A 25,853-nucleotide genomic window follows, 5' to 3' on the forward strand; every position below is an offset into this window, starting at 1 on the left:
GGGACATCAAGATACGGAAGAAATCCCCACACTCCTCGCCTGCATAACCAAAATATAAAACAAACCCCGGTAGCACGTCTGCATTCAGCAGCGTACAGCCGAGGTTCACCATTATCATTTCAAATATTAACTACATATCTCTACTTATACTCATCTCGTAAAATCATGCTGCCCAATGGTCAGAAGCGTCGGCCTGCTCTTACTCCACACCGACGTGGCAATCTTCGGATTGTAATAATAGAGCGCTCCGTTCGTCGGATCAGTGCCATTTAAAGCTTTGCGAGCAGCCCTGTAAGAGGTCTGGGTTGGCTTGGTATTAAACTGGCCATCGTCTATAGCCGTGAATTGCCCTTTCTGGAAAATAACCTTCGAAATAGACGACGGGAATTCACTCGAATGTACCCGATTCAACACAACCGCTCCTACAGCGACTTGCCCTTCAAAAGATTCTCCGCGCGCTTCACCATGGATCAGCTTCGCCAACTGGCGTAACGTCTCGCCTTCGGCTTTAGCCTTTTTATTCAGCCTGTTCAGTGTCGCCGGACCTGCAACTCCATCTGCACTTAGTCCCTGCGCCTGCTGGAACTTGCGGACAGCACCTTTGGTGATGGTACCATAATATCCAGTCATTCCGGCGTCAAAGTACCCCAGATCGCTTAATTGCTCCTGCAATTGCAGCACATGCTCGCTACGAACGCCCTGTTCCAGCTTCTGTGCTCCCGCAGATGGAGCTGCCACGGTCAATCCCAGAGTCAATGCGCAGGCACCGAGAAGCAAGCTGACCCGCCCTGCTCTTTTGCCAGCCGTGTTCCCCTTCCCATGAGTGACTTTCCGACTGACAGTGATAGGCTCCATGTTGTCAGCAAACGTTAATTGATCCAGCCCCTCATTCGTGCTATCAACTGTAGTCCGTTCATTACTGTTCATATGGCTTCCCACCTTCATCTCTTTCATCTCACTCACGCTATCTAATTCACTTATCATATTCTTTTCATTGATTTCATTCGCTTGATCCATTCCAATATTATTCTTCATCATTCCATTAACCTCCACTTTTCTGAATCCAGATCCCACATCTTCCTCCTGAATCCTCACGGTTGGACATCCCGAGTGTCATTATAGGATATAGAAAAAATGAAGTCTATCGGACCGATGACGCAGTGGAAAACCGACGCTGAACATAACAAAAAGAGGCATGAGCCCATGGTCACACCATGGTCACACCCCTTCTTGTATCAACCATATACCGCTTGTCCACCCCGCCATTTTCATAGGCAGGCAGACCCGTACAAAAGTTGCGCCTGAATTTATTGACAATTACTCAGCAAGTTCCTGACCCTTCGTTTCCCGGCCCCAGAACAGTACAGCTGCTGCGCCAATGAGGATTGTCACGAAGAAAATCGTGAAAATCAGGCTGATCGCCACTTCGCGCTGAACCAACATACCGACCATTAATGGAGCAAGTACGCCACCGATCCGGCCAACCGATGTAGCTAGACCCACACCTGTCGAACGAACGGAAGTCGGATACAATTCCGGGCTGTAGGCGTACAGACCACCCCAGGCTCCCAGATTGAAGAAGGAAAGACAGATTCCTGCGGTCAGGATTGTCGCTTCCGTTGTTGCCAGTCCAAACGCAATCGCACTGAATGCAGTCAAGGTAAGATACACAACCAGTACGAACTTGCGACCGTAACGTTCAATGAAGTACGCCGCGGTGAAGTAACCTGGCAACTGTGCGATCGTCATGATCAGCACGTATTGGAAGCTTTTGACCATTGTAAATCCTTTCGCCATCACAACCGAAGGCAACCACAGGAACATACCATAATAGGAGAAAATGACGGTAAACCACAAAATCCAGAGCATCAACGTTGTACGGCGATGTGGTGCTGACCAGACGGTAGCCACTTTCTCGCGGAACGTGATCTTATGAAGTTTGGTGTGATTCTTGTAGCGCGGCGGGTCCTGAATAGCACGACGCAGATACAGTGCGTAGAACGCCGGAAGCGCACCAATGGCAAAGGCAATTCTCCATCCGTACTCCGGGATAACAAAGTTCGCAATCAGTGCTGATACAATCCAGCCCCCTGCCCAGAAACTTTCCAATAATACAACGGCACGTCCCCGTTCCGCTGTAGGCATCGACTCCGATACCAGTGTGGATGCCACGGGCAGCTCTCCGCCAAGTCCAATACCTGCAACCAGACGCAGTGCACACAATACGGCGAATCCAGTCGCCAATGCAGACAGACCGCTTGCAATCGTGAAGATTAGCAAGGTCCACATCAGAATGGCCTTCCGTCCAAAACGGTCCGCAAGTGCACCTGCAAGCAAAGCTCCTAGCGCCATACCGATCGAGTTAATACTCGTAAGCACGCCGACTTGTCCCGGACTGAGACTCCATTCCTTGGCAAGTGCAGCCACGATAAAGGAGATCATACCAACTTCCATCGCATCAAACAGCCAGCTCATGCCGGCACTGAACAGCAGCTTGCGCTGCTTGGGATTCCGCAATACTTCCAGTTTGCTCATCACTTATAGCTCCCTTGATCTCTATGTAGTCATTCTGACACTAAATCATTATTATGCAGAATGCTCCAGAAATCAATGCAAAATAAGCTTTCCCTTCCGATTTCTGCGATACCTTACCCCTTGAGTGAACCCGCTGTCAGACCTGCAACAAAGTAACGCTGGAGCAGAAGAAACAACGCGATCATCGGAATGGCCGTTACCAGCACACCCGTAAGCATCATCGGATAGTTCGTCACGTATTCCCCGCGGAACTGCATAAGCGCGAGAGGTAATGTTAGCTTGGACTTACTGCTGAGCATCAGCATCGGAATAAGCAAATCATTCCAGACCATGACGAGCAGGAACGTAGCCGTTGCCGCCAGTGAAGGTGCAGCCAGTGGCAATGCAATCCGGGTATAGAGTCTCCACTCGCTGGCCCCATCCATACTGCCCGCTTCCAGAATCTCCGAATTGAGCATGCGCATGAAACCTGTCAGCATGAACACAGAGACAGGCATCAGCATCGCGGCAGATACGACAATCAGGCCCGTTAGACTGTCCGACCACCCTAGTGTACGCGTGAGGGAATAGATCGGCAGCATACTCACCTGGGAAGGAACGATTAGACCGGCTACGAACAGAGCAAACACGATTTTGCCTACGCTGCCGCCCCAGCGGACAATAGCGTAAGCAATCATGCTGCTCAGCAATAACTCAATGGCAACCGTACCGAGCGTCACGACCAGACTGTTCCCGAAATATTGCCACATCGGCTGATTGCGGAACATGCCCGTGATGTTATCCCACGTAAACGGGTCCGGCCAGCTGAATGGACTGGTGAAGAAGTTGCTGCTTGTTTTGAACGAGGATACAAATACAAAGTACAGCGGCACCAGAATCAGCAGCGCGTACACCAATAAGATCAGGCGATTGAACCATTTTAAAAACATGTGAACTCCCTTCTGCCTCGATTGCAGGATGAATGCTCCAACATCAACCTCAATAACTTACCCGGTCGGCACGCAGTGCCTTGAACTGCAACAGCGTCAAGAGCGCGAGCAACACCAGGAAGATCATGGAACCGGCAGAAGCCAGACCAAATGAATAGCTGCCAAAGGCGGTATGATAGATATAGGTTGTCAAAATTTCAGTTGCGTAGTTCGGGCCTCCGTCCGTCATTGTGAAAATGAGGTCAAATGCCTTGAACGATTGAATGGTCGTATAAGCCACAACAATCGTTGCCGAAGGTGCCAGCAGTGGCCAGGTCACGGTACGAAATACCTGCCATTTGCTGCCGCCGTCCATACGAGCCGCCTCATACAGTTCTGCCGGGATGCCTTGCAGACCTGCGATGAATACAATCATCATCTGCCCAGCATGTGCCCATACCTGTACCGCAGCGATGGAATAGATGGCGATCTTGGGATCACCAATCCAGTTACGAGCGATGCTGCTCATCCCTGCTTCATTCAGTCCATAGTTGATCAATCCAATGGATGGATCATACATGAATGCCCAGATCAGTCCAACCGATACGGAGGACAGAATCGCAGGCAGGAAATACAATGCCCGAAGCACAATGCGTGTCTTGGTATTACGTACCAAGAGCAGAGCCAGGACAAGTGAAATAAAGGTTTGTGCAATAACAACCGTTAACATGAACTCCACGTTGTTACCAAAGGCTTTGCGGAATACGATGCTGCTGAGACTGTCCTTGTAATTATCCAGCCCTACAAATGCATACGACGGGGATACCCCATCCCAGTCCGTAAAGGAATAGAACAGCCCCGTCAATGTAGGAAATACGAACAATCCAACGTACAGCAGCAACCCGGGGATCAGAAACAGGGATAGCTGAAGACGGTTTTTCATCGTTTATTTCCCGATATGCTGATCAATGATCGCTTGTGCCTGCTGTGCTGCTTCTTCCGGAGAAGTGCCGCTCAGTACAGCCTGGATGGAGTTGGTTACTGCTTTTTGATTATCTCCGTTCAGGATGGTGAACCGTGGCTGGAACACGGTCTTTTTGGTTGCCCATTCTCCGGCTACCTGAAGCTCAGGCGTATCGTACTTCACATCATTCACCGTTACATTTTGTCCCGTTTGGTTGGCATAGTCACTCGCTACATCGGGATTGCTAAGGAATTCGAGGAACTTCTTCGCTTCTTCCGGATGTTTCGACTTGCTGTTCACCGCGAGCATGAACGTAGTGGTATGCACTCCTTCATACTTCGCTTGATCTGCACTTACTGTAATCGGTGCAAGCAGTTTTTGCTCCAGGTTCGGATTCTGCTGCTTGTTCTGAGCCAATTGATACGATCCACTTGCCAGCATCGCTGCTTTCTCTTGAATAAACAGTGCGCCCGCCGCAGGGTCCTTCGTACCCAGTGCATCCTGTTGGAAGTAACCTTTATCGTTCAGTTCCTTGATTTGAGTCAACGTTTTCACCCAAAACTCATCCGTCAGTTTGGCTTCCCCAGCTTCTACTTTGGTAAAAATGTCGTCACTCGGTGCATTGTTCATCACCATCGTATTCATGAATTGCCCTGGGCCAATGTCCGCTCCGGCAAAGGCAATCGGAATGATACCATTGTCTTTCAGCTTCTGGCAAAGTGCCAGGAAGCCTTCCCAATCGGTTGGTGGCGTCAAGCCGTATTGTTCAAACAGTTTTACGTTATAGATGGGATCGTTATATACGAGTTGGTACGGGATCGCATATTGCTTGCCATCATGCTGTCCTGATTCAATCAGCTTCGAATTGTAGGCCGACAGGAATGATGATCCGGTCAGATCCGTGAACAAGCCGGCTTTGGTGAAAGCTTCGAACTGTGCACCCGGGAAGGAAGCAAATACATCCCCTACCGAACCATCACTGATTTTAGATTGAACGGTGGACTGGTATTGATCGGAGGGCAACGTCTGCATCTCCACGTTGATGTTCGGGTTTTCTTTTTCAAATGCGTCAATAGTCTTGTTGAGTGCTTCGGAATCTTCTCCACGCCAGTGCATGAAGCTGATCGTAACTTTGCCTGAACCCGAGGAGCCGTTCTCTCCAGATGACGCGTTATCCCTGCCGCCGCAAGCTGACAGCAAGATGGACATCACCAGCATACTGACGAGCGGCAGGATTAATTTTTTATTTTTTTTCATGAAAGACGACCTCCTGAGGATGATTAATGTAAGTTGCACGAAAGTTATTACACGGGGCACTCCGAGTGCAGTACCATCTTCCGATCGCTGTTATCCCCGGATTTTTTGAATCATTTTTCTCAATGGTTAAAATCCGGGGATAAAGGCAAGATGATGCTTACGAAGTAGCTTTCTTTCAGAAAGCTTTTAGCTTCGCTTCTTCAGATCGGTTCTGCCCTCTCCGTTAAAGTGTAAAAAAAGTTAACTTACTTAAGTGGTAGTAACTTGATGCTGCTTCTGTCTTGTTTTCCATTTCTCACGAATGATCGGCATCACGGTACGTCCGAAGATTTCTGCCTCTTCCAGATGCGGGTAACCGGACAGAATGAAGGTCGTAACGCCCAGATCTCCATATTCCATCAAACGCTCTGCGACCTGTTCTGCTGTACCTACAATAAGGATCGCACCGCCGGAACGCACAACGGACAAGCCTGTCCACAGGTTAGGACCTACGACAAACTGCTGCTTCTCGGACAGTTCCCGTAGCTCATTCTGTCTGCGTTGGTTGGTTGCATCCGTCTCGGCAAAAGCGGCTTTGGCTTTCTCAATCGCTTCTGGTGGTACTTTGCTGATAATCTCCCAAGCTGCTGCCCATGCTTCTTCTTCGGTATCCCGAATGAGCACCTGAGCACGCATGCCGTAACGGAGCTGACGATCTTGTCCTGTTTCCTCTTTCACCTGCTGACGGATGACCTCAATCTCTTCAATCTGCTCCTGAATCCAGTCATGAGGCTCGCCCCACATGAGGAACGTATCCGCATGTTCAACAGCGACCTTTTTGGCAATTGGTGAACTTCCTCCCAGATAGAATGGTGGATGCGGATTTTGCACCGTCTCCGGCATGCCTACCGGTCCTTTGAAATTGTAATACTGCCCGTTGAATTCAGGATTGGGATCGCTGGGTGCATCTGCACTAGATTTTGAACCGCTTCCAGCAAACTCCGTCAGATTCAGTCCCGTCGATTGAGTCCATGAACGCTTCATGACTTCCATATACTCGCTCGCCCGCACATACCGCTCATCATGCGCATGTGCCAGTGGATCACCGAGTTCCTCCAGATCTCGAACGGAACTGCCTGTCACCACATTGATCATGGCGCGACCACCAGAGAGCTGATCCAGTGCCGCTCCCATTCGTGCAGCGAGTACGGGTGTAACCAAACCCGGGCGAATGGCGACAAGGGGACGCAATGTCTTCGTATGACTCATCACAGCCGAGCCAACCACCCACGCGTCCAGACAGGCTCCCCCTGTCGGAATCAGTACAAATTCGAATCCTGCCTTCTCCGCCGTCTGTGCCACATCGATCAGATAATCCAAACTTGGCTCCCGCTCCGGGGCAACCCCTACATACTTACCATCCCCTGCTGTAGGCAAAAACCATCCAAACTTCATTTCTTCCTGTTCGCTCACAAAAGTCAATCCCTTCTATGAATAAATAAAGTCTCATGTTAAAAAAAGTTACCGTTACGCCTCCTTGACGTTCCGGGTACGAATCGTTCTTCCGATCACTGTTATCCTTGATTTTTTTTGATTCTCCTTTTTTAAAGGTAAAAATTCAAGGATAAAGGCGACCGCTTCGCTTCTTCAGAATCGATTTCGTCCCCTCCACTACGTTGGCATCTCATGAAACTTATTTTTAAAGTGCGCCTAATTTCTAATTCATTTTCAAAGTAAGCATCCAAATACCGATTAATTAACTTGGTTTAATAGGTATGGACATCATATCAATTGATTTGTCTATGATCAATGTCATTTCGCGGCAACTTTATTTTGTCATTTTGTGGTCTTTTCTCAGATTTAGGTCTTCCTGATCTTGAATATGTATAAAACCCACCTGTATAATAGGTTATAAATAAAACTTTTAACGATACTTATACAATAAAGAGGTGTTCCTGATGACCGAGAGCATGAAGGAGGACCACCATGAGTTTTTGGATATTATTTTCTTCACTCCATCTGAATTCGAGAAAGCTGGTGGCGCCTGGCCGATTCGCATTGGCCGCAACGTAGCCAAGACCAACTATCATATTGGCCCTCGTACCACACCTTATCATTATTTGCTATTTGTGCTGGAGGGGGAAGGTACATTCATACAGAACGGACAGCGTCACGCCCTTCGAGCCAGGGATGCGTTCTGTCTATTTCCGCATGTTACTCATGAGTACTGGACGGACCCGGAGGACACGTTGCAGAAAATATTTATTGCCTTTGACGGCGCACATGCAGCCGAACTGCTGTCTCGAATTGGACTTACACCCGATTCACCGTATCGTTCAGGTGTCCTGACACCGGAGACTGCAAGCGCCATGCGCTCGTTCATGGAGGATGTTCGCAAACCGCAGGACGGAGCGAGCGATCTGGGACGACTCACCCGGTTTCTAAGCCTCTTTGACCGGATTGCGCGTTCCCCCGCAACCAAAGGATTGCAACCAGATTCAGCCACACCTTGGCTTCAGAAAGGCAAGGAATACATGGACATTCATTTTGCAGGCGGCATCTCTGTGGAAGGTGTGTCCGCTCATGCGGGTGTGGATCGAACCCATTTTGCCAAACAGTTCCGCAAAGCCTATGGTTTGTCCCCTGTGCAGTATATCCAACAATTGAAAATGAATCAGGCTAAACGTCTGCTCGTGCAGACGCCGCTAAGTTTAACTGAAGTGGCTCATTCCGTAGGTTACCCGGACTTGTTCTCCTTCTCCAAAGCGTTCAAAAAGCAAGTTGGGCTACCTCCCAATCGCTATCGTACAGCGGAGAGCACGAAAGATTGAGGGAGCGCCCTTTCGCTCCCCAGCCTATAACTCAGTCTCGTGTACCCTGACTTGTGTACGATACCGTATCTACCGAAGTACAGCGGACTCCTGAGTTTCATAGCCTGCACACCATAACTTGCAAAATCCATTACTAAATCCACCACCAAAGAAGGCAAGCCCCATTAACCCGGGACTTGCCTTCTTTCTATACTATATTCTTGACGCACGTACCAAGAATCAGGAACTTTTTTACGTTGACCTAACGCTATTCTTTCTCCTTATCCTTACGCGCAAGCGGAATTCCGTTCTCTTTGGCATACCATGCTTCATAATGATGCACAGCCACACCTGCAAAAGAAGAATGAGAGGAACCCAGATCGAACACCTTCGCCATCTCTTCATTCATATTGCTAACCGGTTTACGGAAAAAGGTCAGGTGATCCCCCTCGTGTGTATCGGCGAGTTCCGCTCCTATCCAGACTTTCTTGCCGAGATCATCCGCTTCGTCCAGTTCTTCCTTGGACAGATCATACATCTGCTGCCCACTATCCCGGTAAGCCATGATTGCCACTGCATCGAAGTTGGAGATCACCCAGCGACTGAATGTACCCTCACCTTCAGCCGACTGATGGGCATCTAGCCAGAACGGAATGGCCGCGCTCATGTACAGTCCGGCATCCTCTCCGGCTTTCGTCCAGGCCTTCATGTTGTTCTGCCACTCTGCAATGACGCTACTTTCCTCGTTCTCCCAGCGCTTCAGCTGATACGGCTCCACATCCAGTTGAATGCCTTGGAAGCGTTCATTCTTCGCCGAAGCTGCATTGTATGCTCGTACTCGCTCGATAAAAGCAAGCCCTTCATCCCGCTTCTCCTCATAGGCCCAGTCTGCATGACCGTTAAGTCCATGCACTTCAATCTCGGCCTGCCCTGCAGCCGCAATGAATTTGCGGTATGTTGCGTCAGGCACCTCATCCTGAATTTGCAGGAAGATGGTATCTACGCCCTGTTCTTTGGAAAAGGCAATAATCTCAGGCGTCTGTTCTGCAATAATGGACGCGTCCCACAGCCAGGTCGCTTTGTGTTCCTCTGCCGAGAACCATTTGAACATCCAGGACAGAAGCAGCAGGCACAACACCACAGCCAGAATGGCCCATTTCGCCATACCCACCAGTTTGCCCCGTTGCCTCATATATTTCCTCAGACGAGCAACGCTTCACTTGGCTCAAGCACAGGATGCTGTACCGAGTGACCAATCTTGTAAATGTGCGGATGTGTGTACGAACGGAACGCATTACGTGTATCCAGAATCGGAACACCCATCTCGGCAATATCAAAGTAAGGCAAATCGCTGTGGTTGGTGATTAGCACGATGCAATCGTACTTCTTGAACTGTTCCAGATTGAACGCTTCGCTGTGTACGGTCTCCCCATGCTTGTCCTGGAAGGAATCTGCATGTGGATCGTAGTAGCTAACGTTAGCTCCACTTTCCTTGAACAGTTCATATACTTCCAGTCCTGGTGATTCACGCAGATCGGCAATATTCGGTTTGTACGACATGCCGAGGAGCAGAATATTGGATTTACGTACGGATTTAGCGTATTCGTTCAAAATCGTTGACGTTTTGTTCAACACATAATATGGCATGTTGTCATTGGTGGATTGCGCCAGCTCAATGAATTTGCTATAGAAACGGAAGCCTTTGGCCTTCCATGACAGGTACATCGGATCAAGCGGGATGCAGTGTCCACCGATGCCTGGGCCTGGATAGAATGGCATGAAACCAAATGGTTTCGTTGCCGCCGCGTCAATCACTTCCCAGATATCGATGCCCATGCGGTCGCACATCATCGCCATTTCATTCACAAAGGCAATGTTCACGCTGCGGAATGTGTTCTCCAACAGTTTGGACATCTCAGCCACTTTCGGGGAAGATACCGGTACTACTGTTTCTACATATTTGCTATATAGCGCTGTTCCGAGTTTCAGGCAGGCTTCAGTCGTGCCCCCGATTACTTTCGGAGTATTAAATGTTGTGAAACGTCCGTTCGACGGGTCCACACGCTCAGGCGAGAAGCAGAGGAAATAGTCTTTACCTGCTTCTTGTCCGATCTTGTCCAGCTGCTGCTGGATCAGTTCTTCGGTTGTACCTGGATAAGTAGTGCTCTCCAGCGTAATCAACATGCCTGGTTTCATATGCAGTTTGATCTGATCCACAACGGTCTCAATGTAAGACGTATCCGGGTCCTGATTCTCACTAAGCGGTGTTGGTACGCAGATACTAAGTGCGTCGATCACGCGCAGCATACTGTAATCTGTCGTTGGCTGGAAACGACCGCTTTGCATTACTTTTTTCAACTCATCGGACGAAATATCGTGAATATAGGAATCTCCTTGATAGATACTTTCTACTTTGGACGCATCCAGATCAATTCCGATTACCGTGAAACCTTGATTGACCATTTCCACGGCAAGTGGAAGTCCTACGTAACCGAGCCCGACGACGCCGAGTACAGCTTCTTTATTTTCAATCGCATTCAGTAATGTGTGGAATTGTTGATTCTCCATGATATTCCCTCCGGGCAGTGTATTTGATGGTGCTTAAAATCCATATAAATAGATGAGTGTCTGTGCTCTAAATGTTGCTCTAATCTATCTGATTCATAGTGTAAAAAAAGCTCTTACTTTGCACTTCACACAATCAGCATATTCAAGCCGTCTTCTAATGCAGGCAGCGTCTGATTCGGGCATCCAGTTCTACAGGCGAGAACGGTTTGGTCATGTAATCATCCACTCCGCTGCGGAAACATTGACTGATCGTCTGCTCGACACGTTGCTCGGTTAACACGACAATTTTGGGTGGCTGCTCCATCTTCAGATTCTGGATATGATGAATGAACGGCAGACCGTCGATGCCATACAGATTCAGCTCGGTGAGCACCAGGTCTGGTGTGACTTTCTCGATCAACTCCAGTGCAGCCAGTCCATCTACGGCTTCATAGGTTTCGTAGCCCTGCATCTTCAGTCGCAACTGCAGGAATTCGCGTACCGTCGGATCGTTATCCACAATCAAAATGCGTTCCGGCTCGTCCACTGTATTGTCCAGCGTGTAGATATGAATCTCCGACGAATCTACGAGCTTCGAGGATTCAGCCATATGCTGAATGGTTGCCTTCGAAGGGCGCTCCCCTTCCGGGAAACTGGCCAGTGTAATCTGTGGATCGGCACCGGGCACGGTCTCTTGCAGCTCATGCTTGATCCGAAGCCCTTCATAGTGAACCTCATCCAGTGACAACCCTGGCAGCAGGACAGCAATCGCCTGGGTCGCCCCATCCTTCCACACCTGGAAGGCAGACTCACTCGTTTGCTCCAGATGTGTCCTGACCTGCTGCTCAGGTTGAGAGTTTCCTGCACAATGGATGAACATTAAGCCGCATGTTTCGGCACCCGTTTCCTTCAATCCCTGTTCTACACTTCGGTACACATTAACGGCAGCCTCACGCTGCAATGTCGCCGTATTTGGCATGTTCTTTTCCACCCTTCTCCTCGATTATCTATATAAGTCCAGAAAATATTATTTACACTGACACTCCGATGACAGAACAGCCTTTCGATCACTGTTATCCCCAGATTTTTTGATTCCTTTATACAAGGGGAAATCCGGGGATAAGCGTATGCTTTCGATGCAGCTTTCTTTCAGAAAGCTTTTAGGTGCACGCTTCGCTTCTTCAAGCTTTTTCTGCCCTCTCCGTTATCGTGTAAATGTCTAGTTGGACATATAATTGCTTTGATTATTCTTTACTTAAGCGGCTTCGCTTGTTTTCTTCTCATCCTCGGACCAGCTTTGGCGTGTCATGGTACCCCATGAGTTGTTGTTTTGCATGAACTGCACATGTCCCTGCAATCTCCACAGTACGCCCAGCTGATGGTAGCCGACGAATTTCAGCGCGGAGTAGACCAGCATTTTGACCAGATCGGAGAGCTTGTTGTAACGTTTGAAAGCAATCTCCTCCAGAACTAGTGCGCCTACACTCAGCAGATAACCACTCACGAAGTTCAATAGTCCGAATAGAACCAGAATCGGCCATTGCGTCATATCCAGAAGCACATATCCGGCGAGAGCCAGAAGTCCGGTAATCCGGAAATATGGGTTCAATGCTTCAAAAATAACGTTATATGGCATGGTCACCATACCCATAACCTTATATTTCGGATTGAACAACATGCCGCGATTCTCGATCATGTTCTTCAGATTTCCGCGGCCCCAGCGCTTGCGCTGACTGGACAAAATTCGGTAGGAATCCGGTGCTTGTGTCCAGCATACGGCCTCAGGACAGAAGGCAACGCGGTACTTCAATTTGTTTTCCAACATGTAACGGTGAAGCTTGATGATGATGTTCATGTCTTCCCCAGGATAACCATCCCGGTATCCACCCACTGCGATAACAGCGTCCTTACGGAACATGCCGAAGGCACCAGAGACAATGATCAGACCGTTCATGTGACTCCAGCCAATCCGTCCGCCCAGGAAGGCTTTGAGATATTCAATCGACTGGAACATGGGCCAGATCTTGCGTGGCAGCGATACATCTTGCACTGCCCCGTTTTCAATTTTGCAGCCATTGGCTATCCTTACATCTCCACCGATGGCTACCGTCTCTTCCGGATTCTCCATATACATGCGTGCCATGCGGATCAGGGCATCCTTCTCCAGCAACGAATCGGCATCGATGGAAGAAATCAACGGATAATGGGACAGGTTGATCCCGGCATTGAGGGAATCGGCCTTCCCGCCGTTTTCCTTGTCAATGACATACAGATCCGGGAACTCCGGATTATGATAGATCCCACGAATTTTCTGACAGGCAATCTTGCCCCGAATCTTCGTATTAGGTACCGGCTTCAGGCGATATTCTTCTAACAAGATCTTCAGCGTGGCATCGCTGGAGCCATCATTCACAACAATGACTTCATACGTTGGATAATTCAGCGTCATCAAGCAGTTCACATTTTCAATAATCGTCAGTTCCTCGTTGTATGCCGGTACCAGCAGAGAAACCGAAGGCACCAGTTCCGAGCCTGACAATGTATTGTATTTGGAATAATGCGACCGCCGGAAGATCGTCCAGATATTACGAAACGATAAGGCCAGAATGGAAAAATAGAGCGTATTTACAAAAACAACATAGTAGATTGCGACCATGCCGTAGATTAATAGTAGATCCCTAAGCAGTGTAATCCCCTCCTACCGTAGCGACACCTGTGCGCTTCTTGCTCGTTCTGTTCTCGCGTACAGGGCCAAAATAGCGATCGTACAGCAGTCTTTTTTTGTTATGCGCAATCATCTGCTCTACAGCTCTGTCCTCGGTTCTCGTATGCTGCATGGTACTTTCGATCTGCTGCATCGCAATCTCGCGTTCAGCACCTGTACCTTGCACTGCTGCCTGACACAGCGCTTCGAATCCCGGTTCACCGAGCTTGCTCAGACTCTCCGCACTGTTATAACGAACTCTCCAGTCTTCATCCCGCAGCGCTTTGCGCAGTAATGGAATGCTGCCAGATGCATGTTTCGAACCGAGCGCTTGTACGACTTCGGCGCGAACTTCCGGGTCGGTATCCTGAATAAGCTTCAGAATCGTCTCATCCCGGAGTGCCGGACTTGCGCTAAGGTACAGCTTCACCGCTTCGGCACGTACATCCTGATGTTCTGCGCCTACCAGTCTGTCGAGTGCAGGCATCACTTCAGGTACAGCCTGTCCCCACATGGCAACCAGTCCGACTTTGACAAAATCAGGATTCCGATCTTCCAGCAACTCAATTAGAATTCTGCTCGTATCCAGACTCGCTTCGAGCAGAATATCTGCTGCCAGATGGTGAATGGACTTGCCTTTGGTTAACAGCAAAGCGAGCATGTCTTTCAGTTCACCTTGCCGAGTCGTACATCTGGAGATAGAACGACCAATCATAATGGCCATCGGACCTGGTTTCTCATCCTTCAGCAATTCCATCAAACCCGGAACGGCTTCGGGACAACGCATGCCACCCAAGCGATAAGCCGCATCAATCTGGCGGCCGTAACGCAGACGACCCAGTTCCTTCAGATCATGCTCTACGAATCCTGCTTCACGACACAGTGCAATTAATTTGTCGCGATATTCACCCTTGAACTGGTCGATCCATTCAATCAGCCTGTCCTGAATGACTCTGCGTTCCAGCGGAGCCAGCTTGCCTGGTGGCAGTCTGAGCGGACTATTCTCGGTCAAAGCCGTTTGCAGATAGGTGAAGTAGTCACGCTGTTTCAATTCATAGAACGCCGTCTTGCGTCGTTTGCCATTGTGGGACATTTTCATGGCAAACAATACGATGACGCCTACAACCACGAGTGCGATACAAATGTACAAAAACAGATAGGCCAAAGCCAAACTTGGAAACATGTGAAAAGGTCCTCCTTTATACTCATTTATTCGATCTGAAAACTAGGAATTTTTTCGTAGCTCTTCTTCATTTTGTCGTAGCTTAGCTTCAGCCGTTCACTATACTGCACCTGCTCCCAAGGCTGCCAGCTATATACCGGCAATGTCTTCAGGTCCAGAGTTGTCTGTTCACCCCCAGGCCAAGATACCTTCTTCGTGGCACGGTCCGTTAACCATGGAATGAGGGTAATGCCTTCCACAGCAACTGTGGAGAACTCACGTCCATTCTTGAGCGGTTCATAATCGATCGCTTGCAGCGAACTCGGATCACCAAACCCGAGCAGCATCCAGGGAATTCGCATCTCCACTTGATTGCCATTATACTGCCATGCCGTTAATGAATCCGTATCAGGTTGGCCGGGAGCCGTCGTTCCTCGCTTCAATGTTCCGACCTTTTCATTCATGAACGGTTGAGCAGATCGGGTATCCGGCGGTGTCATCCTCAGGCTGACTGCCAGATTCCATGGGTGGAACGGATTATCTGCGGAATCTGACTGCTGATCTGGCAGCATATCGTATCCTTCTTTGCCGTACAGACGCTGATTAAAGTCATAATCTTTGGCGATCTCCACCTGTGATTCTTCATCCTGCCCCAGTGTAATCACTGTCTCAAGACCATCACTGAGCGTCCGGCCCGGGAGTAACTTATCTGGTTGACTGCCTCCAGCAAGTGTATCTGTGCCAATTCGCAGCAATGTCTTCTCCGGGTCAAAAGGTTGATCCAAGGTCAATCCAATATACAGATAGGCTTCATCATGGGTCATCTTCATCTCCTGAATGCCGTCCACTTGGCCCTGCCAGGTAGTAACTTCTTCATCCTTCAGATCATCCCAGTCATCTAGTGTGCCATCGATGGTTAACTGTTCCTGTTTACCAGGGTCCATGGCAAGCAGACCAAACATCTTCTCGTTCGTCAGCACGTTCAGCCAATATGCACGGCGATCAGCGGGGATTTCCAGTGGCATCGTGTTCCATGTTTTTTTGAACCACTCATCCTGCCACATGAACACAATCGCTCCCGAATACCCTTCATCATAGATATCCTGCGTCAGAGACGCGTCAATATCTCCCTGCTCTACTTCGTTATGTCCACCCTGATTCCGTCCTCCCATACCCAGATGGGAAATACCAAGAGAAGAGGGTACGCCATACTCTGTAATCATTACAGGCATATCGGAAAACTCGGCTTTCAGTTTGCGTAGATAACTTTTATACGTGTTGTACTCACCGTTCTCGTCCTTGATCGTTTGGAGTGTTTTATCAATATGGAACAGATCCGGGTAATACGGGTACACATGGTAGGCTGCAAAATATCCACCATCCCACGCCTCAGGCTGAATATGACGGGCATCCACACTCACGAGATCCTCTTCATACAGCGGCTCCCCGGGATGATCCAGCACATCGGTCGTTACCCAGTTGGTGAAGGTCATCGGATGCTCCCACCCGTACTTCTTCTCCAGGACCGCCGTATGATCCAGCAGCTCTGCGAGCCAGTTCTCGAACGGTGATGCTTCTGGACTCGCCGAGAAATGAACTCCCTTGTACTGCGGTACGTCCGCATGTTTTGAGTTCGTGTTGTCTACCATCGCCGGGTCCCATTCCGTACCCACATGCCAGGCCATCAGGTATTTTCCTGCATTCGTCTTGTATTTGCCGCTGGACTCTCCCTGCTTGGCAGGAATGTCCGCATCGCCATAGACAGCAGATACGGCCTTTTCAATCTCCTGCTTGAACGTCTGCTCAATATGGGCCGCATAGGCATCCTGCTTCTCAATCAACTCTTCTTCAGGTGACCATATGCCCTGTATAAAATATAACGGTTGCTCCCGGCCGCGGTTATATTCGACCAATGCGGAGTAGAAAATCGGTTCGTGAACCGTGTATACCCGGATTACATTAGCTCCCAGATCCTCGATCTGCTGGAACCACCGCAAGTAATCCTCTTTGGTCAGCGGGAATTCTCCCGGGTAATGCCCCGGTGAAGTTGCGCCCAGGTTGACACCTTTGACGAACATCTCCCTCCACGTTCCATCTGGCCCGTATTCCATGAACCGGTCTCCATCGGTCTTGAATTTCATCTCCGTGCCGTTCTCCGCTGTGTACGTAACGAGCTTGGGTTGCATATAGTGCCATCCGGCAAATATCCCACCGGTCACCACCACTGCTCCTGTCAACACCGTTAATAGCCAGCGTCTTCGTCTTTGTCTGCTCATGTCTTTAGATTGCTCACCTCTCTAATATGCATCCTGCTTCAACATCGAATGGTCCAACGTGAAGTTTACGAATCTTTCCGCTTCGGATGTCCGCTTGGTAGAGATGTCAGCGGTGTAGTTCTCACTATAGCGCTAAGACTCTGCATTTGTAACTAGGCTGATGGAAGCAAACATGAAATGGAACATTCTGCCCATAATTCGTAAAAAGAGCCATCAACTAGCACCGGGATGCCTCTCGGACATGTCTGATTCCCGAACACTAATATCTACTGGAATCGCATGGTTTGGATACCCTGCTGATCTTGCAATTCTGGAACCTTTATTGTTATGTGCAACGCGGGTACAGGCAACGTTTGCCGTTTGAACACATACCCCATTAAACGCGAGTCATATTTTAAAGTTGCGGCCTATTTTACAGTATTAACCATAAAGATTACAAAATTGATACTATAGTCCGATAACGCATCAGCGATATTCCGCGTCACATCAAGGTTTTCTGAAAAATGCAGAAAATCAAAAAAGGACGTCAGTCCCCCTCCATAGGACTGTGCCCATTTATAAACCTTTTACAAAAAGCTAAATGAACTCCCGGTCATCACCCAGAGGTCACAGATCTCTCACATTAAATGTAAAAAAGCACATCTTATTTCCTAATTTCTGCCTCTAATATGGCGAACCACTAATTGTGTCCAATTTGCAAAATAATTCCGGTTGCTGCATTTCGAATTGTCGGATATGCTTATAAAACAGGAACACTTGTTCCATACTGTAAATGAACTGTTAAATATCGATGTTAAAATGGACATAATCGACGCTTAACAGATGAGCACAGCATCACGGATAAGGAGAGAAGTCTTATGCCCCGCCAAGACAGACGTATCATCATGCTGGCCGACTGCCAGTCATTCTATGCCAGTGTGGAGAAGTCTGCACATCCCGAATACAAGGACCGCCCCCTCGTTGTCGCGGGAGATCCGGCGCGCCGTTCGGGTATTATTCTTGCGGCCTGTCCACTCGCCAAATCCTATGGAATCACGACAGCAGAACGACTGGGCGAAGCGCTCGCCAAATGTCCGGATGTTGTTGTCGTTCGTCCCCGGATGGCCGAGTACATTCGGGTGTCCCTTCATATTACGCGCATCCTTCAGTCTTACACCGATCTGGTGGAGCCCTATAGTATTGATGAACAGTTTCTCGATGTCACCGGAAGCCTGGATCTGTTCGGCAGTCCCGAGACGATTGCTCGCAGCATTCAATCCAGAGTGATGGATGAGACGGGTGTGTACATTCGAATCGGTATCAGTGATACCAAGGTCGTCAGTAAGATGGCTTGTGACCTGTATGCCAAAAAAGTCCCTGGTGGCATCTGCACGTTGCCTCGCAAAGATCTGCCGTCCACCATCTGGAAGAAGCCTGTGCGAGACATGTTCATGGTTGGTTCCCGCATGGCGCAGCATCTCTACAAGATGGGAGTCCATACGATTGGTGATCTGGCTCAGACTCCACTGTCCCGGCTGAGAGAACGTTGGGGTGTGAATGGCGAGGTACTGTGGCGTATCGCCCGCGGTATTGACGATTCCCCGGTCAAACCCGGGACATATGCTCATCAGCAGCAGGGTATCGGACATCAGATGACACTGCCCCGGGACTATGACTCCTGGGAAGATATCAAGGTGGTACTCCTCGAACTGGCGGAACTCGTCAGTCGACGTTCCCGGGACAAATCACTCATGGGTCATGTGGTCTCTGTTGGCTGTCGCGGACAGGATTATGATCGGCCTACCGGTTTTTCCCGCCAGATGAAGGTGAATGAACCCACCAACATTACGGATGAAGTATATGATGCGGCAGCAGCTCTGTTCCTGCGCCATTGGGACGGATTACCCATCCGCCGCATCAGCGTATCATTGACCGGACTTGTGCCTGATTCCGAAGTGCAGCTATCCTGGTTCGATGACCGTGAACGTAAAAGAGAATTGGAACGTGCCACGGATGATATCAAACGCAGGTACGGAGATACCGCCATCATGCGGGCATCCTCCCTCTGCTCGTCCGCCCAGGCACAGGAACGTTCTCATAAAATTGGAGGTCATTATAAATGAGTAAGAAATTGCAGCAAAACGGTATCTTCGAGTCCTCACGCATGATGCTCCCCGAACACCGGGAAGCCTATATTATTCATCAGGAACAACTCGCTCCTCGCACCCGCCCATCTCTGGATGCCCAGGCCGCGGAAGAAATGTCCCGTCTGCTCAGCAACTCGATGATGCTTGGAGATAGGGTCACCATTGCCGTGTTTCACGAACATGACGATATCCGTTACACGGGGCAGGTGCTTCGACTGGACCGTCCTGCCCGTACCCTCCGACTGCTGATGGAGAGCGGGTCCCGGGATATTCAGATGAACCTCATTACAGATGTGGCGCTAGCCAATGAATGAAGGCGTATATACCCACCCGATGTTGTGGATGTGCCATGATAGGTGCATCATTGCCGTTGCCATGCAGGACTGTCTTCCTACACTCCCTGGTGAATACCAAAAGTAGCCGACGAGACATATCCAGACCATTCACTTCGTTCTAAAGAAGCAAAATATCAGATACGTGATTCATCGGCTACATATGAGGGTATAGTTTCTTTTTCAGAAAACTTTTTAGAAAAAGCTCCAGTCGAATTCCTTGGACAGACGTTCGAGCAGATGCACGCCGGCAATACTATTGCCTTTGCGATTCAAAGCCGGGCCAACAAGACCAATACCGAATTGTCCCGGTACAAGGGTCAAAATCCCTCCGGATACACCGCTCTTGGCGGGCAAACCGACTTCGATGGCAAATTCGCCTGACGCATTGTACATACCGCAGGTCGTCATAAAGGTTTTCGCAATCTGTACATAACGGCGAGGAATGAGCTCGTTGCCCGTAATCGGATCTGTTCCATCATACGCCAGAACGAGTGACATTCGCGCCAGATCTGCACAGGTGACTTCAATGGAGCAATGACGGAAATACACGGCAAGTACATCCTCCACGTCATCCTTGATCACACCATTATGCTTCAGAAAATAACCAAGCGAACGGTTCAAGTGACCGCTCTCCGATTCGGACTCGAATACCGCTTCGTTATAGCCCAGCTGATCATTATTCGCCAGCTTGCGGAAAAACTCCAGAATGCGTCGTGATTTCTCTTCCTTACAATCTCCTGCAATAAGGGAGGAAACCGTAATCGCACCCGCATTGATCAACGGATTGAACGGGATTCCGGGTTCAACCAATTCAAGCTTGATCATCGAATCGTAATCGTCGCCTGTAGGTTCTTTTCCTACATTAAAGAAGACCGCTTCTTCCCCATGATCCATAAGGGCTAGAATAAGGGTAAATACTTTAGAGATACTTTGCATCGTAAACGGGACACCGCAATCCCCAGCCGACACATGGTTCCCTTCGGCGTCCATGATATGTATACCAAGCTCATCCTGAGAGGCTTTGACAAGCTCCGGGATATAAGAAGCCACTTTACCCTGTCCGGTGTGCAGACGACTGGTCTCCAGCCACTCCGGCAGTAACGCATTCAGACGTTCCATGGTTGAATTGCTCATATGTCATCTCCTCCACATCTCTATATTTGCCTGTTCAAAAAGTCTGGTTTTCAGTACCGAGAAGATGGAATAAAGCTAGAAATGGAGTAGCGGAGCGTAGGGAAACTACGTGAGCAACGGACATTTCGGCTGAATTTCATCTTCGATGCTGATGATGCCGCAGGCATGATTCGTAATCAAAAGTGGACTTTTTGAACTACCTCTATATAAGCATCTTGCATGAAATGTACATGGGTGAACCCATGCACCATGATGATACTGAGTTCCATCCGTCTCATGCAAGATGCCCTATATATCTGATTACCCTCAGAACAGTTCGTTTATCGCTTCATTTGAAGATTTAACTCCAAGATCTCACCAGGAAGACCATCGTAATCGCCTGTCCAGGTGGATACAAAGTTCTGTCTGGTTAAGATCTGGCGGGAAGCAGCGTTAGCTGGATCGATAACTGCATAGAGCGATCCAATCCCTGCGGCTTGTGCCTGGATAATCAACCGTGATGCTATGGATGTGCCCTGCCCTTTGCCCCAATGTTCAGGCAGGATCATATAACCTATCTCAGCTCGGGTCGGGTCTGCCTGATCCGGAATCAATTTGGCATACGCCACACCGGCGCCATCTTCATTAAATACCCGGTAATGCCCACAAGTGGAACGCTCATTAAAATCAAGCATGGACTCGAATTGTGATCTCGCCTCTTGCTCCGGTAGTGCACGTTCTGTAATCTGTTTCATTACTTCCATATTGGAAACCAATGCATAATAATCATCAAAATCAGGTTGTGTGTATTTAATGAAATTCATGATATGCCTCCTCTGGGGTACATAACTTGGTCTTAGTCTTGTTGGATTCACCTAGAGTATAACAGAAGCGAATGATGGAATGCACACAAGGCACCACGCTCGCTGGCAGCCGGATAGTCCGATAGGCCAACAGGCCGGCCGGCAATCTGGCAACAGTAGATACCAAAAAGCGGCCTCGTCTGGAGACCGCTCTGTTTTCAATTACTTTTTAAGATGAAGAAATATCCTCAGCTCCGTACTTCCAGTGCATGTTGTTAGCTTGCCCGTGATGAAGGGTTAAGGTTCATCTGTTTTTCACGTTGACGTGCACGACGACCTTGACCTGGAGGGGTAATGATCAGTGCGAGCAACAGCGAGACAGCGCAGAGTACAGCAATCACAATGAAGGTTAGATGGAATCCGCCCAGCAGGGCGCTGATGAATGATCCAGCCAAAGCACCAAATCCAAATCCCTGATAGATCACGCCATAGTTTTTGCTCTGATTTTTCAGTCCGAAGTAATCGGCCACAATTGCCGGGAATACCGTAATGTTACCACCGAAGCAGAATGCAATAGCCGCTACACAGGCGAAGAAGATCCCGAAGGTCAGTGGAACCAGACTAAGTGTCATGACAGCTACGGCTGTAACCAGCAGCGCACCAGCGATGACCTTCATTCGTCCTACTTTATCCGACAGCGCACCAAGAATAATACGTCCTGCCGTGTTAAAGATCGCAACCATGGCTACCGCATTCGCAGCTGTAGCTACATCAAGTCCAGCCAGCTGTACACCGATATCTTTGACAATACCGATCAGATATAGGCCACTCATACACGCCGTGAAGAAAATAACGAACAGCATATACGCTTCTTTCGTGCGCAGCATCTCTTTCACCGTGTAGTCATGACGTGCTACGACTTGTTTTGATCCTTCCTTGCTTGCCGGAGCCTGTTCACGAACAACAGCTTCACGGATCAGGAATGATCCCGCAACCACCAGAACAAGAACGATAATACCCCAGTACATAAATGCCTGAGCAGGACCAACGGCACCAATCAATGCCGAGTTCACATATTTGAACAATAGACTACCGGTACCGAAGGCGCCGACCGAGATCCCCGAGATCAGACCTTTACGCTCCGGGAACCACTTGATCAGATTAGACAGCGACGTAATATACGCCGTACCATCTGCAAAACCAACGACAAATCCAGCCAAAATGTACAGCAGTGTTAGCGAAGTGACTTGGGAACTCAGAATAAGACCCAACCCAAGCACAACCCCGGCTACACGGATCAGGCGCTGAAGACCCCAACGTTCCTGCAACCGTCCTGCAAACAATGTGGCAAATGCCAAAGCAAAACTGGTAATTGAAAAAGTTATCGCGACCGAGCTGACGTCCCATCCGAAACGATCAGACAGCGGTTGATTAAATAAACTCCAAGTATAGATGGTTCCAAGACCCATTTGTACAATGATGGTCCCCAAAACAATAAGCCAGCGGTTCATTTTTGTAGGTGCAAATGTTGATTCAGGTGTTGATGAAGCTGATGAAATTGCTGCTTTCATCGTGATCTCCCCTTTGCCGATGTCATATACATGAATGCGTTCACAAGCTAATCATACATGAAAGGGGATTCATTACACCGTTTTGAGCATGAGTTGCATCAGATGCGGAATGAAATGCTTCTAGATGCGCATGAGTTGCCTGAATTCTTTGACTTTACCGCGACTCACAGGTACTTCAGCCTCCAGATCGCGCAGACGAAGCAGATACGTGTTGTTAAACCAAGGTACAATTTCACGGATTTGAGACAGATTTACGACGTATGAACGGTGGCAGCGAAAAAACGTGTCCTGTGGCAGACGGCTGTGAAAATCCGATATGCTCACTGGCATGGTGAACTCCCCATTTTTGGTATATACCTTCGTCACTTTCTCTTGCGCTTCCGCATAGTAGATGTCTGCTGTATCCGTAACAATAATATTGTCATTCCGCAGCAGATTAATTCTTTTGTCCGTATGGGAATTCGTATCTCGTTCTCGTAACAGTTCCCCTTGCACAGAAGGTCCATCCGCCAGAGGGGCTACTCCATCATCAACACGTTGCTCCACTGGCGCGTGATCGCGCTTGAATGCCAGCTCCAGCTTATGGAGCATCGCAGCAATTCGTTTCTCGTCATAAGGCTTAAGAATATAATCGAACGCCTCCAACTCAAAGGCTTCTGCCGCATGTTCCTTATACGCCGTAGTAAATACAATATAGGGTTTCGTTGCAAACTTCCCAATATGATGGGCCAGCATCATGCCGTCTAACGAGGGAATATTGATATCGAGAAAAATCACATCAACTTCATGTTCCTGCAAAAATTTTAGTACATCCAGCCCGTCTTCAAGGCGATCCACCACCTCAATCTGACTATGTTCCTGGATCAGGTAATTCAATTCCTCGCTTGCCAGAATCTCGTCTTCCACAATAAGAGCTCTCATTGATCCATCATCACCTTGTTACGACATCTCCTTTGGGCACATCAAATAAAATATCGGTTCCTTGTTCCAGTCTTGTAATGGTTACACCTTGTCCGTAGATAAGTTTGACCCGGCGATGCACATTGTATAGCCCGATCTGGTTACCAGGCATACGGTCGTGGTAGACACGCTCAATAATATCTGCACTGATACCTGCTCCTGTATCACTGACACTGATTCGTACAAACTCCGGATAATCCTGTACCCGAATTCGAACAGTCCCGGGTCCTTTCACCTTGAGAATGCCATGAATAATTGCATTTTCGACGAGCGGCTGGATAACGAGACTCGGAATATGCACCGCAACCTCATCAATCTCATAGATCACGTTAAGTCGACTGCCGAAGCGAGCTTTCTCAATCTCTACATAATTCCGGACCTGCTCCAGTTCCTTATGAATATCGATTAACTCATCCGACAGTTCCAGATTGTAGCGCATGTACCCGGATAGATTCACAATCAGCTCCCGTGCCCGATCCGGTTTGGTTCGGATGGACGAAGCAATCGCATTCAGCGCATTAAACAGAAAATGAGGATGGATGGTTGTCTGTAATGCACGCAGCTCTGCTTTGTTGGCAGCGGCCTTAATCTCCTCTACCCGCGATACCTCCATCTGGGTCGAAATGATCTGTGACAGACCTACAGCCATCGTTTGCAAAGGATACGTAATTTTGTACGCTTTGCGATAATAGATTTTGAGGGCACCTGTAATGTCTCCTCGTTCTTTGAGCGGAATGATTAACAGCGAGTGGATATCAGGTGTTTTTTCATCAATGACATCATTACTGATCGTAATCTCCCCGCTGGATATCGTCTTCTTCGTCATCTCACTAATAATCTCATTACCAATATGATATCGTTCCTCACCAAATCCTACGTAAGCCAGCACATTCCGTGTATCCGTAATCGCAACCGCATCAGCCTGAATATCCTCCTGAATAATCCGGCAGATCTTGCGCAGAGACTCCTCATCAATGGAACGGAAATAAGGCAAGGTCTTGTTCGCAATCTCCAGCGCCAGCTTGGCCTGACGAGCTGCAATCATCTCCTTTTCCCCTTCCACACTCTGCACCAGGAGCACAATCAGTCCAATATTGACTTCACCCAGAATCATAGGCAGCGCAATCTGCGAAACAATATCGGCACCCAGTGGATCGGGATAGGAAAATAGCAGGATCAGTAACATCGTGAGCGCTTCAATGATCATTCCGGCACCAATACCGATGATCCATCGCTTAGGCTTGGGCGTATACTTATGTATATATCCAGAGACCAGACCTGCAAGGATGCTCGTGATTAGACACGGTATAGCTGTGACTCCATCCATATCAATTAAATACCGATGCACCCCGGAGACAATCCCCGTAATAATACCCACAGGCGCTCCGAACAAAATACCACCCGATAACACGGCGATGATCCGCACATTTACCAGTGAACCTTCGACATTAATGCCCGTATATGTCCCGAAAATGGCAAAAGCACAGAATAACAAGGTAACCGCAATATACTCCTGCCACCTTAATTTCCCCTTTTGCAGAATCTGCCTAAACCTCGGCACCCTCGACAGAAAGAATAAAAATATAATCAACAGCGCCGCCCGTTCAAATAAACCCAGCAGCATCGTAAACATTTCCAATCGTACTTCCTCCACATCTGTCTAATATAAATGCATACCGACACAACTACGCTCTTGACGAAACATCCATGACATTAATCCCTACTTCTCGTATGCTCGTATGCTCGTATGCTCGTATGCTCGTATGCTCGTATGCTCGTATGCTCGTATGCTCGTATGCTCGT

Annotated in this window: 21 protein-coding genes; 4 read left to right on the top strand and 17 right to left on the bottom strand. The window is 48.7% G+C overall.

Annotated elements, in window-relative coordinates; all coding sequences use genetic code 11:
• Window positions 1–150: 150 nt before the first annotated feature.
• The 6 genes from HF638_RS27860 to HF638_RS27885 form a co-directional block, all read right to left on the bottom strand.
• Complete coding sequence (locus tag HF638_RS27860; protein ID WP_248278298.1) at window positions 151–1,038, bottom strand: cell wall hydrolase; 888 nt, start codon at window positions 1,036–1,038, stop codon at window positions 151–153.
• 279 nt (window positions 1,039–1,317) lie between these two features.
• The gene (locus tag HF638_RS27865) at window positions 1,318–2,535 is read right to left on the bottom strand and encodes an MFS transporter (RefSeq protein ID WP_017687489.1); all 1,218 of its coding nucleotides are present in this window, start codon (window positions 2,533–2,535) and stop codon (window positions 1,318–1,320) included.
• A gap of 113 nt (window positions 2,536–2,648) precedes the next feature.
• Window positions 2,649–3,464: a carbohydrate ABC transporter permease gene (locus HF638_RS27870; protein WP_036674932.1), complete on the bottom strand. Its 816-nt coding sequence runs from the start codon at window positions 3,462–3,464 to the stop codon at window positions 2,649–2,651.
• 49 nt (window positions 3,465–3,513) lie between these two features.
• On the bottom strand, window positions 3,514–4,386 hold the full coding sequence (locus tag HF638_RS27875; RefSeq protein ID WP_017687487.1) for a carbohydrate ABC transporter permease: 873 nt from the start codon (window positions 4,384–4,386) through the stop codon (window positions 3,514–3,516).
• A 3-nt stretch (window positions 4,387–4,389) separates the two neighbouring features.
• Window positions 4,390–5,664 carry an ABC transporter substrate-binding protein gene (locus tag HF638_RS27880; protein ID WP_169483142.1) on the bottom strand — a complete coding sequence of 425 codons (1,275 nt, stop codon included), beginning with the start codon at window positions 5,662–5,664 and terminating at the stop codon, window positions 4,390–4,392.
• Window positions 5,665–5,913: 249 nt separating this feature from the next.
• Window positions 5,914–7,098, bottom strand: coding sequence for an LLM class flavin-dependent oxidoreductase (locus HF638_RS27885; protein ID WP_169483155.1), 1,185 nt, complete (start codon window positions 7,096–7,098; stop codon window positions 5,914–5,916).
• A 503-nt stretch (window positions 7,099–7,601) separates the two neighbouring features.
• Between HF638_RS27885 and HF638_RS27890 the strand changes: the two genes are divergently transcribed.
• Window positions 7,602–8,474: a helix-turn-helix transcriptional regulator gene (locus HF638_RS27890; protein WP_169483143.1), complete on the top strand. Its 873-nt coding sequence runs from the start codon at window positions 7,602–7,604 to the stop codon at window positions 8,472–8,474.
• Window positions 8,475–8,721: 247 nt separating this feature from the next.
• On the opposite strand, the gene HF638_RS27895 is transcribed toward HF638_RS27890, so the two are convergent.
• The 6 genes from HF638_RS27895 to HF638_RS27920 all read right to left on the bottom strand — a co-directional run bounded on the left by HF638_RS27895 (window position 8,722) and on the right by HF638_RS27920 (window position 17,142).
• Window positions 8,722–9,645, bottom strand: a complete 924-nt coding sequence (locus tag HF638_RS27895; protein ID WP_169483144.1) for a hypothetical protein — start codon at window positions 9,643–9,645, stop codon at window positions 8,722–8,724.
• Window positions 9,646–9,653: 8 nt separating this feature from the next.
• Window positions 9,654–11,021 carry a nucleotide sugar dehydrogenase gene (locus tag HF638_RS27900; protein ID WP_076318928.1) on the bottom strand — a complete coding sequence of 456 codons (1,368 nt, stop codon included), beginning with the start codon at window positions 11,019–11,021 and terminating at the stop codon, window positions 9,654–9,656.
• A gap of 154 nt (window positions 11,022–11,175) precedes the next feature.
• Complete coding sequence (locus HF638_RS27905; protein WP_169483145.1) at window positions 11,176–11,979, bottom strand: response regulator transcription factor; 804 nt, start codon at window positions 11,977–11,979, stop codon at window positions 11,176–11,178.
• A 276-nt stretch (window positions 11,980–12,255) separates the two neighbouring features.
• A complete protein-coding gene (locus tag HF638_RS27910; protein ID WP_211175826.1) occupies window positions 12,256–13,656 on the bottom strand; it encodes a glycosyltransferase family 2 protein in 1,401 nt (466 codons plus the stop codon).
• A 22-nt stretch (window positions 13,657–13,678) separates the two neighbouring features.
• Complete coding sequence (locus tag HF638_RS27915) at window positions 13,679–14,887, bottom strand: HEAT repeat domain-containing protein (protein WP_169483146.1); 1,209 nt, start codon at window positions 14,885–14,887, stop codon at window positions 13,679–13,681.
• Window positions 14,888–14,913: 26 nt separating this feature from the next.
• Complete coding sequence (locus HF638_RS27920; RefSeq protein ID WP_169483147.1) at window positions 14,914–17,142, bottom strand: hypothetical protein; 2,229 nt, start codon at window positions 17,140–17,142, stop codon at window positions 14,914–14,916.
• Window positions 17,143–17,383: 241 nt separating this feature from the next.
• Here HF638_RS27920 and HF638_RS28845 point away from each other — a divergent pair, with 241 nt between their 5' ends.
• The 3 genes from HF638_RS28845 (at window position 17,384) to HF638_RS27930 (ending at window position 19,582) form a co-directional block, all read left to right on the top strand.
• Complete coding sequence (locus tag HF638_RS28845) at window positions 17,384–17,506, top strand: hypothetical protein (protein ID WP_282435684.1); 123 nt, start codon at window positions 17,384–17,386, stop codon at window positions 17,504–17,506.
• A gap of 493 nt (window positions 17,507–17,999) precedes the next feature.
• Window positions 18,000–19,244 carry a DNA polymerase IV gene (locus HF638_RS27925; protein WP_169483148.1) on the top strand — a complete coding sequence of 415 codons (1,245 nt, stop codon included), beginning with the start codon at window positions 18,000–18,002 and terminating at the stop codon, window positions 19,242–19,244.
• Window positions 19,241–19,582: a YolD-like family protein gene (locus HF638_RS27930; RefSeq protein ID WP_169483149.1), complete on the top strand. Its 342-nt coding sequence runs from the start codon at window positions 19,241–19,243 to the stop codon at window positions 19,580–19,582. The genes HF638_RS27925 and HF638_RS27930 overlap by 4 nt, the downstream gene beginning before the upstream one ends.
• A 213-nt stretch (window positions 19,583–19,795) precedes the next feature.
• On the opposite strand, the gene glsA is transcribed toward HF638_RS27930, so the two are convergent.
• The 5 genes from glsA to HF638_RS27955 form a co-directional block, all read right to left on the bottom strand.
• Complete coding sequence (gene glsA, locus HF638_RS27935; protein WP_169483150.1) at window positions 19,796–20,737, bottom strand: glutaminase A; 942 nt, start codon at window positions 20,735–20,737, stop codon at window positions 19,796–19,798.
• Window positions 20,738–21,057: 320 nt separating this feature from the next.
• Window positions 21,058–21,540: a GNAT family N-acetyltransferase gene (locus HF638_RS27940; RefSeq protein WP_169483151.1), complete on the bottom strand. Its 483-nt coding sequence runs from the start codon at window positions 21,538–21,540 to the stop codon at window positions 21,058–21,060.
• A 254-nt stretch (window positions 21,541–21,794) separates the two neighbouring features.
• A complete protein-coding gene (locus tag HF638_RS27945; RefSeq protein ID WP_169483157.1) occupies window positions 21,795–23,030 on the bottom strand; it encodes an L-lactate MFS transporter in 1,236 nt (411 codons plus the stop codon).
• A 180-nt stretch (window positions 23,031–23,210) separates the two neighbouring features.
• Complete coding sequence (locus HF638_RS27950; RefSeq protein ID WP_169483152.1) at window positions 23,211–24,011, bottom strand: LytR/AlgR family response regulator transcription factor; 801 nt, start codon at window positions 24,009–24,011, stop codon at window positions 23,211–23,213.
• Between the two features lie 10 nt (window positions 24,012–24,021).
• Window positions 24,022–25,674, bottom strand: coding sequence for a sensor histidine kinase (locus HF638_RS27955; protein ID WP_169483158.1), 1,653 nt, complete (start codon window positions 25,672–25,674; stop codon window positions 24,022–24,024).
• Window positions 25,675–25,853: the final 179 nt, after the last annotated feature.

Source organism: Paenibacillus sp. SZ31 (genome assembly GCF_012912005.1).
Classification (GTDB): Bacteria; Bacillota; Bacilli; order Paenibacillales; family Paenibacillaceae; genus Paenibacillus.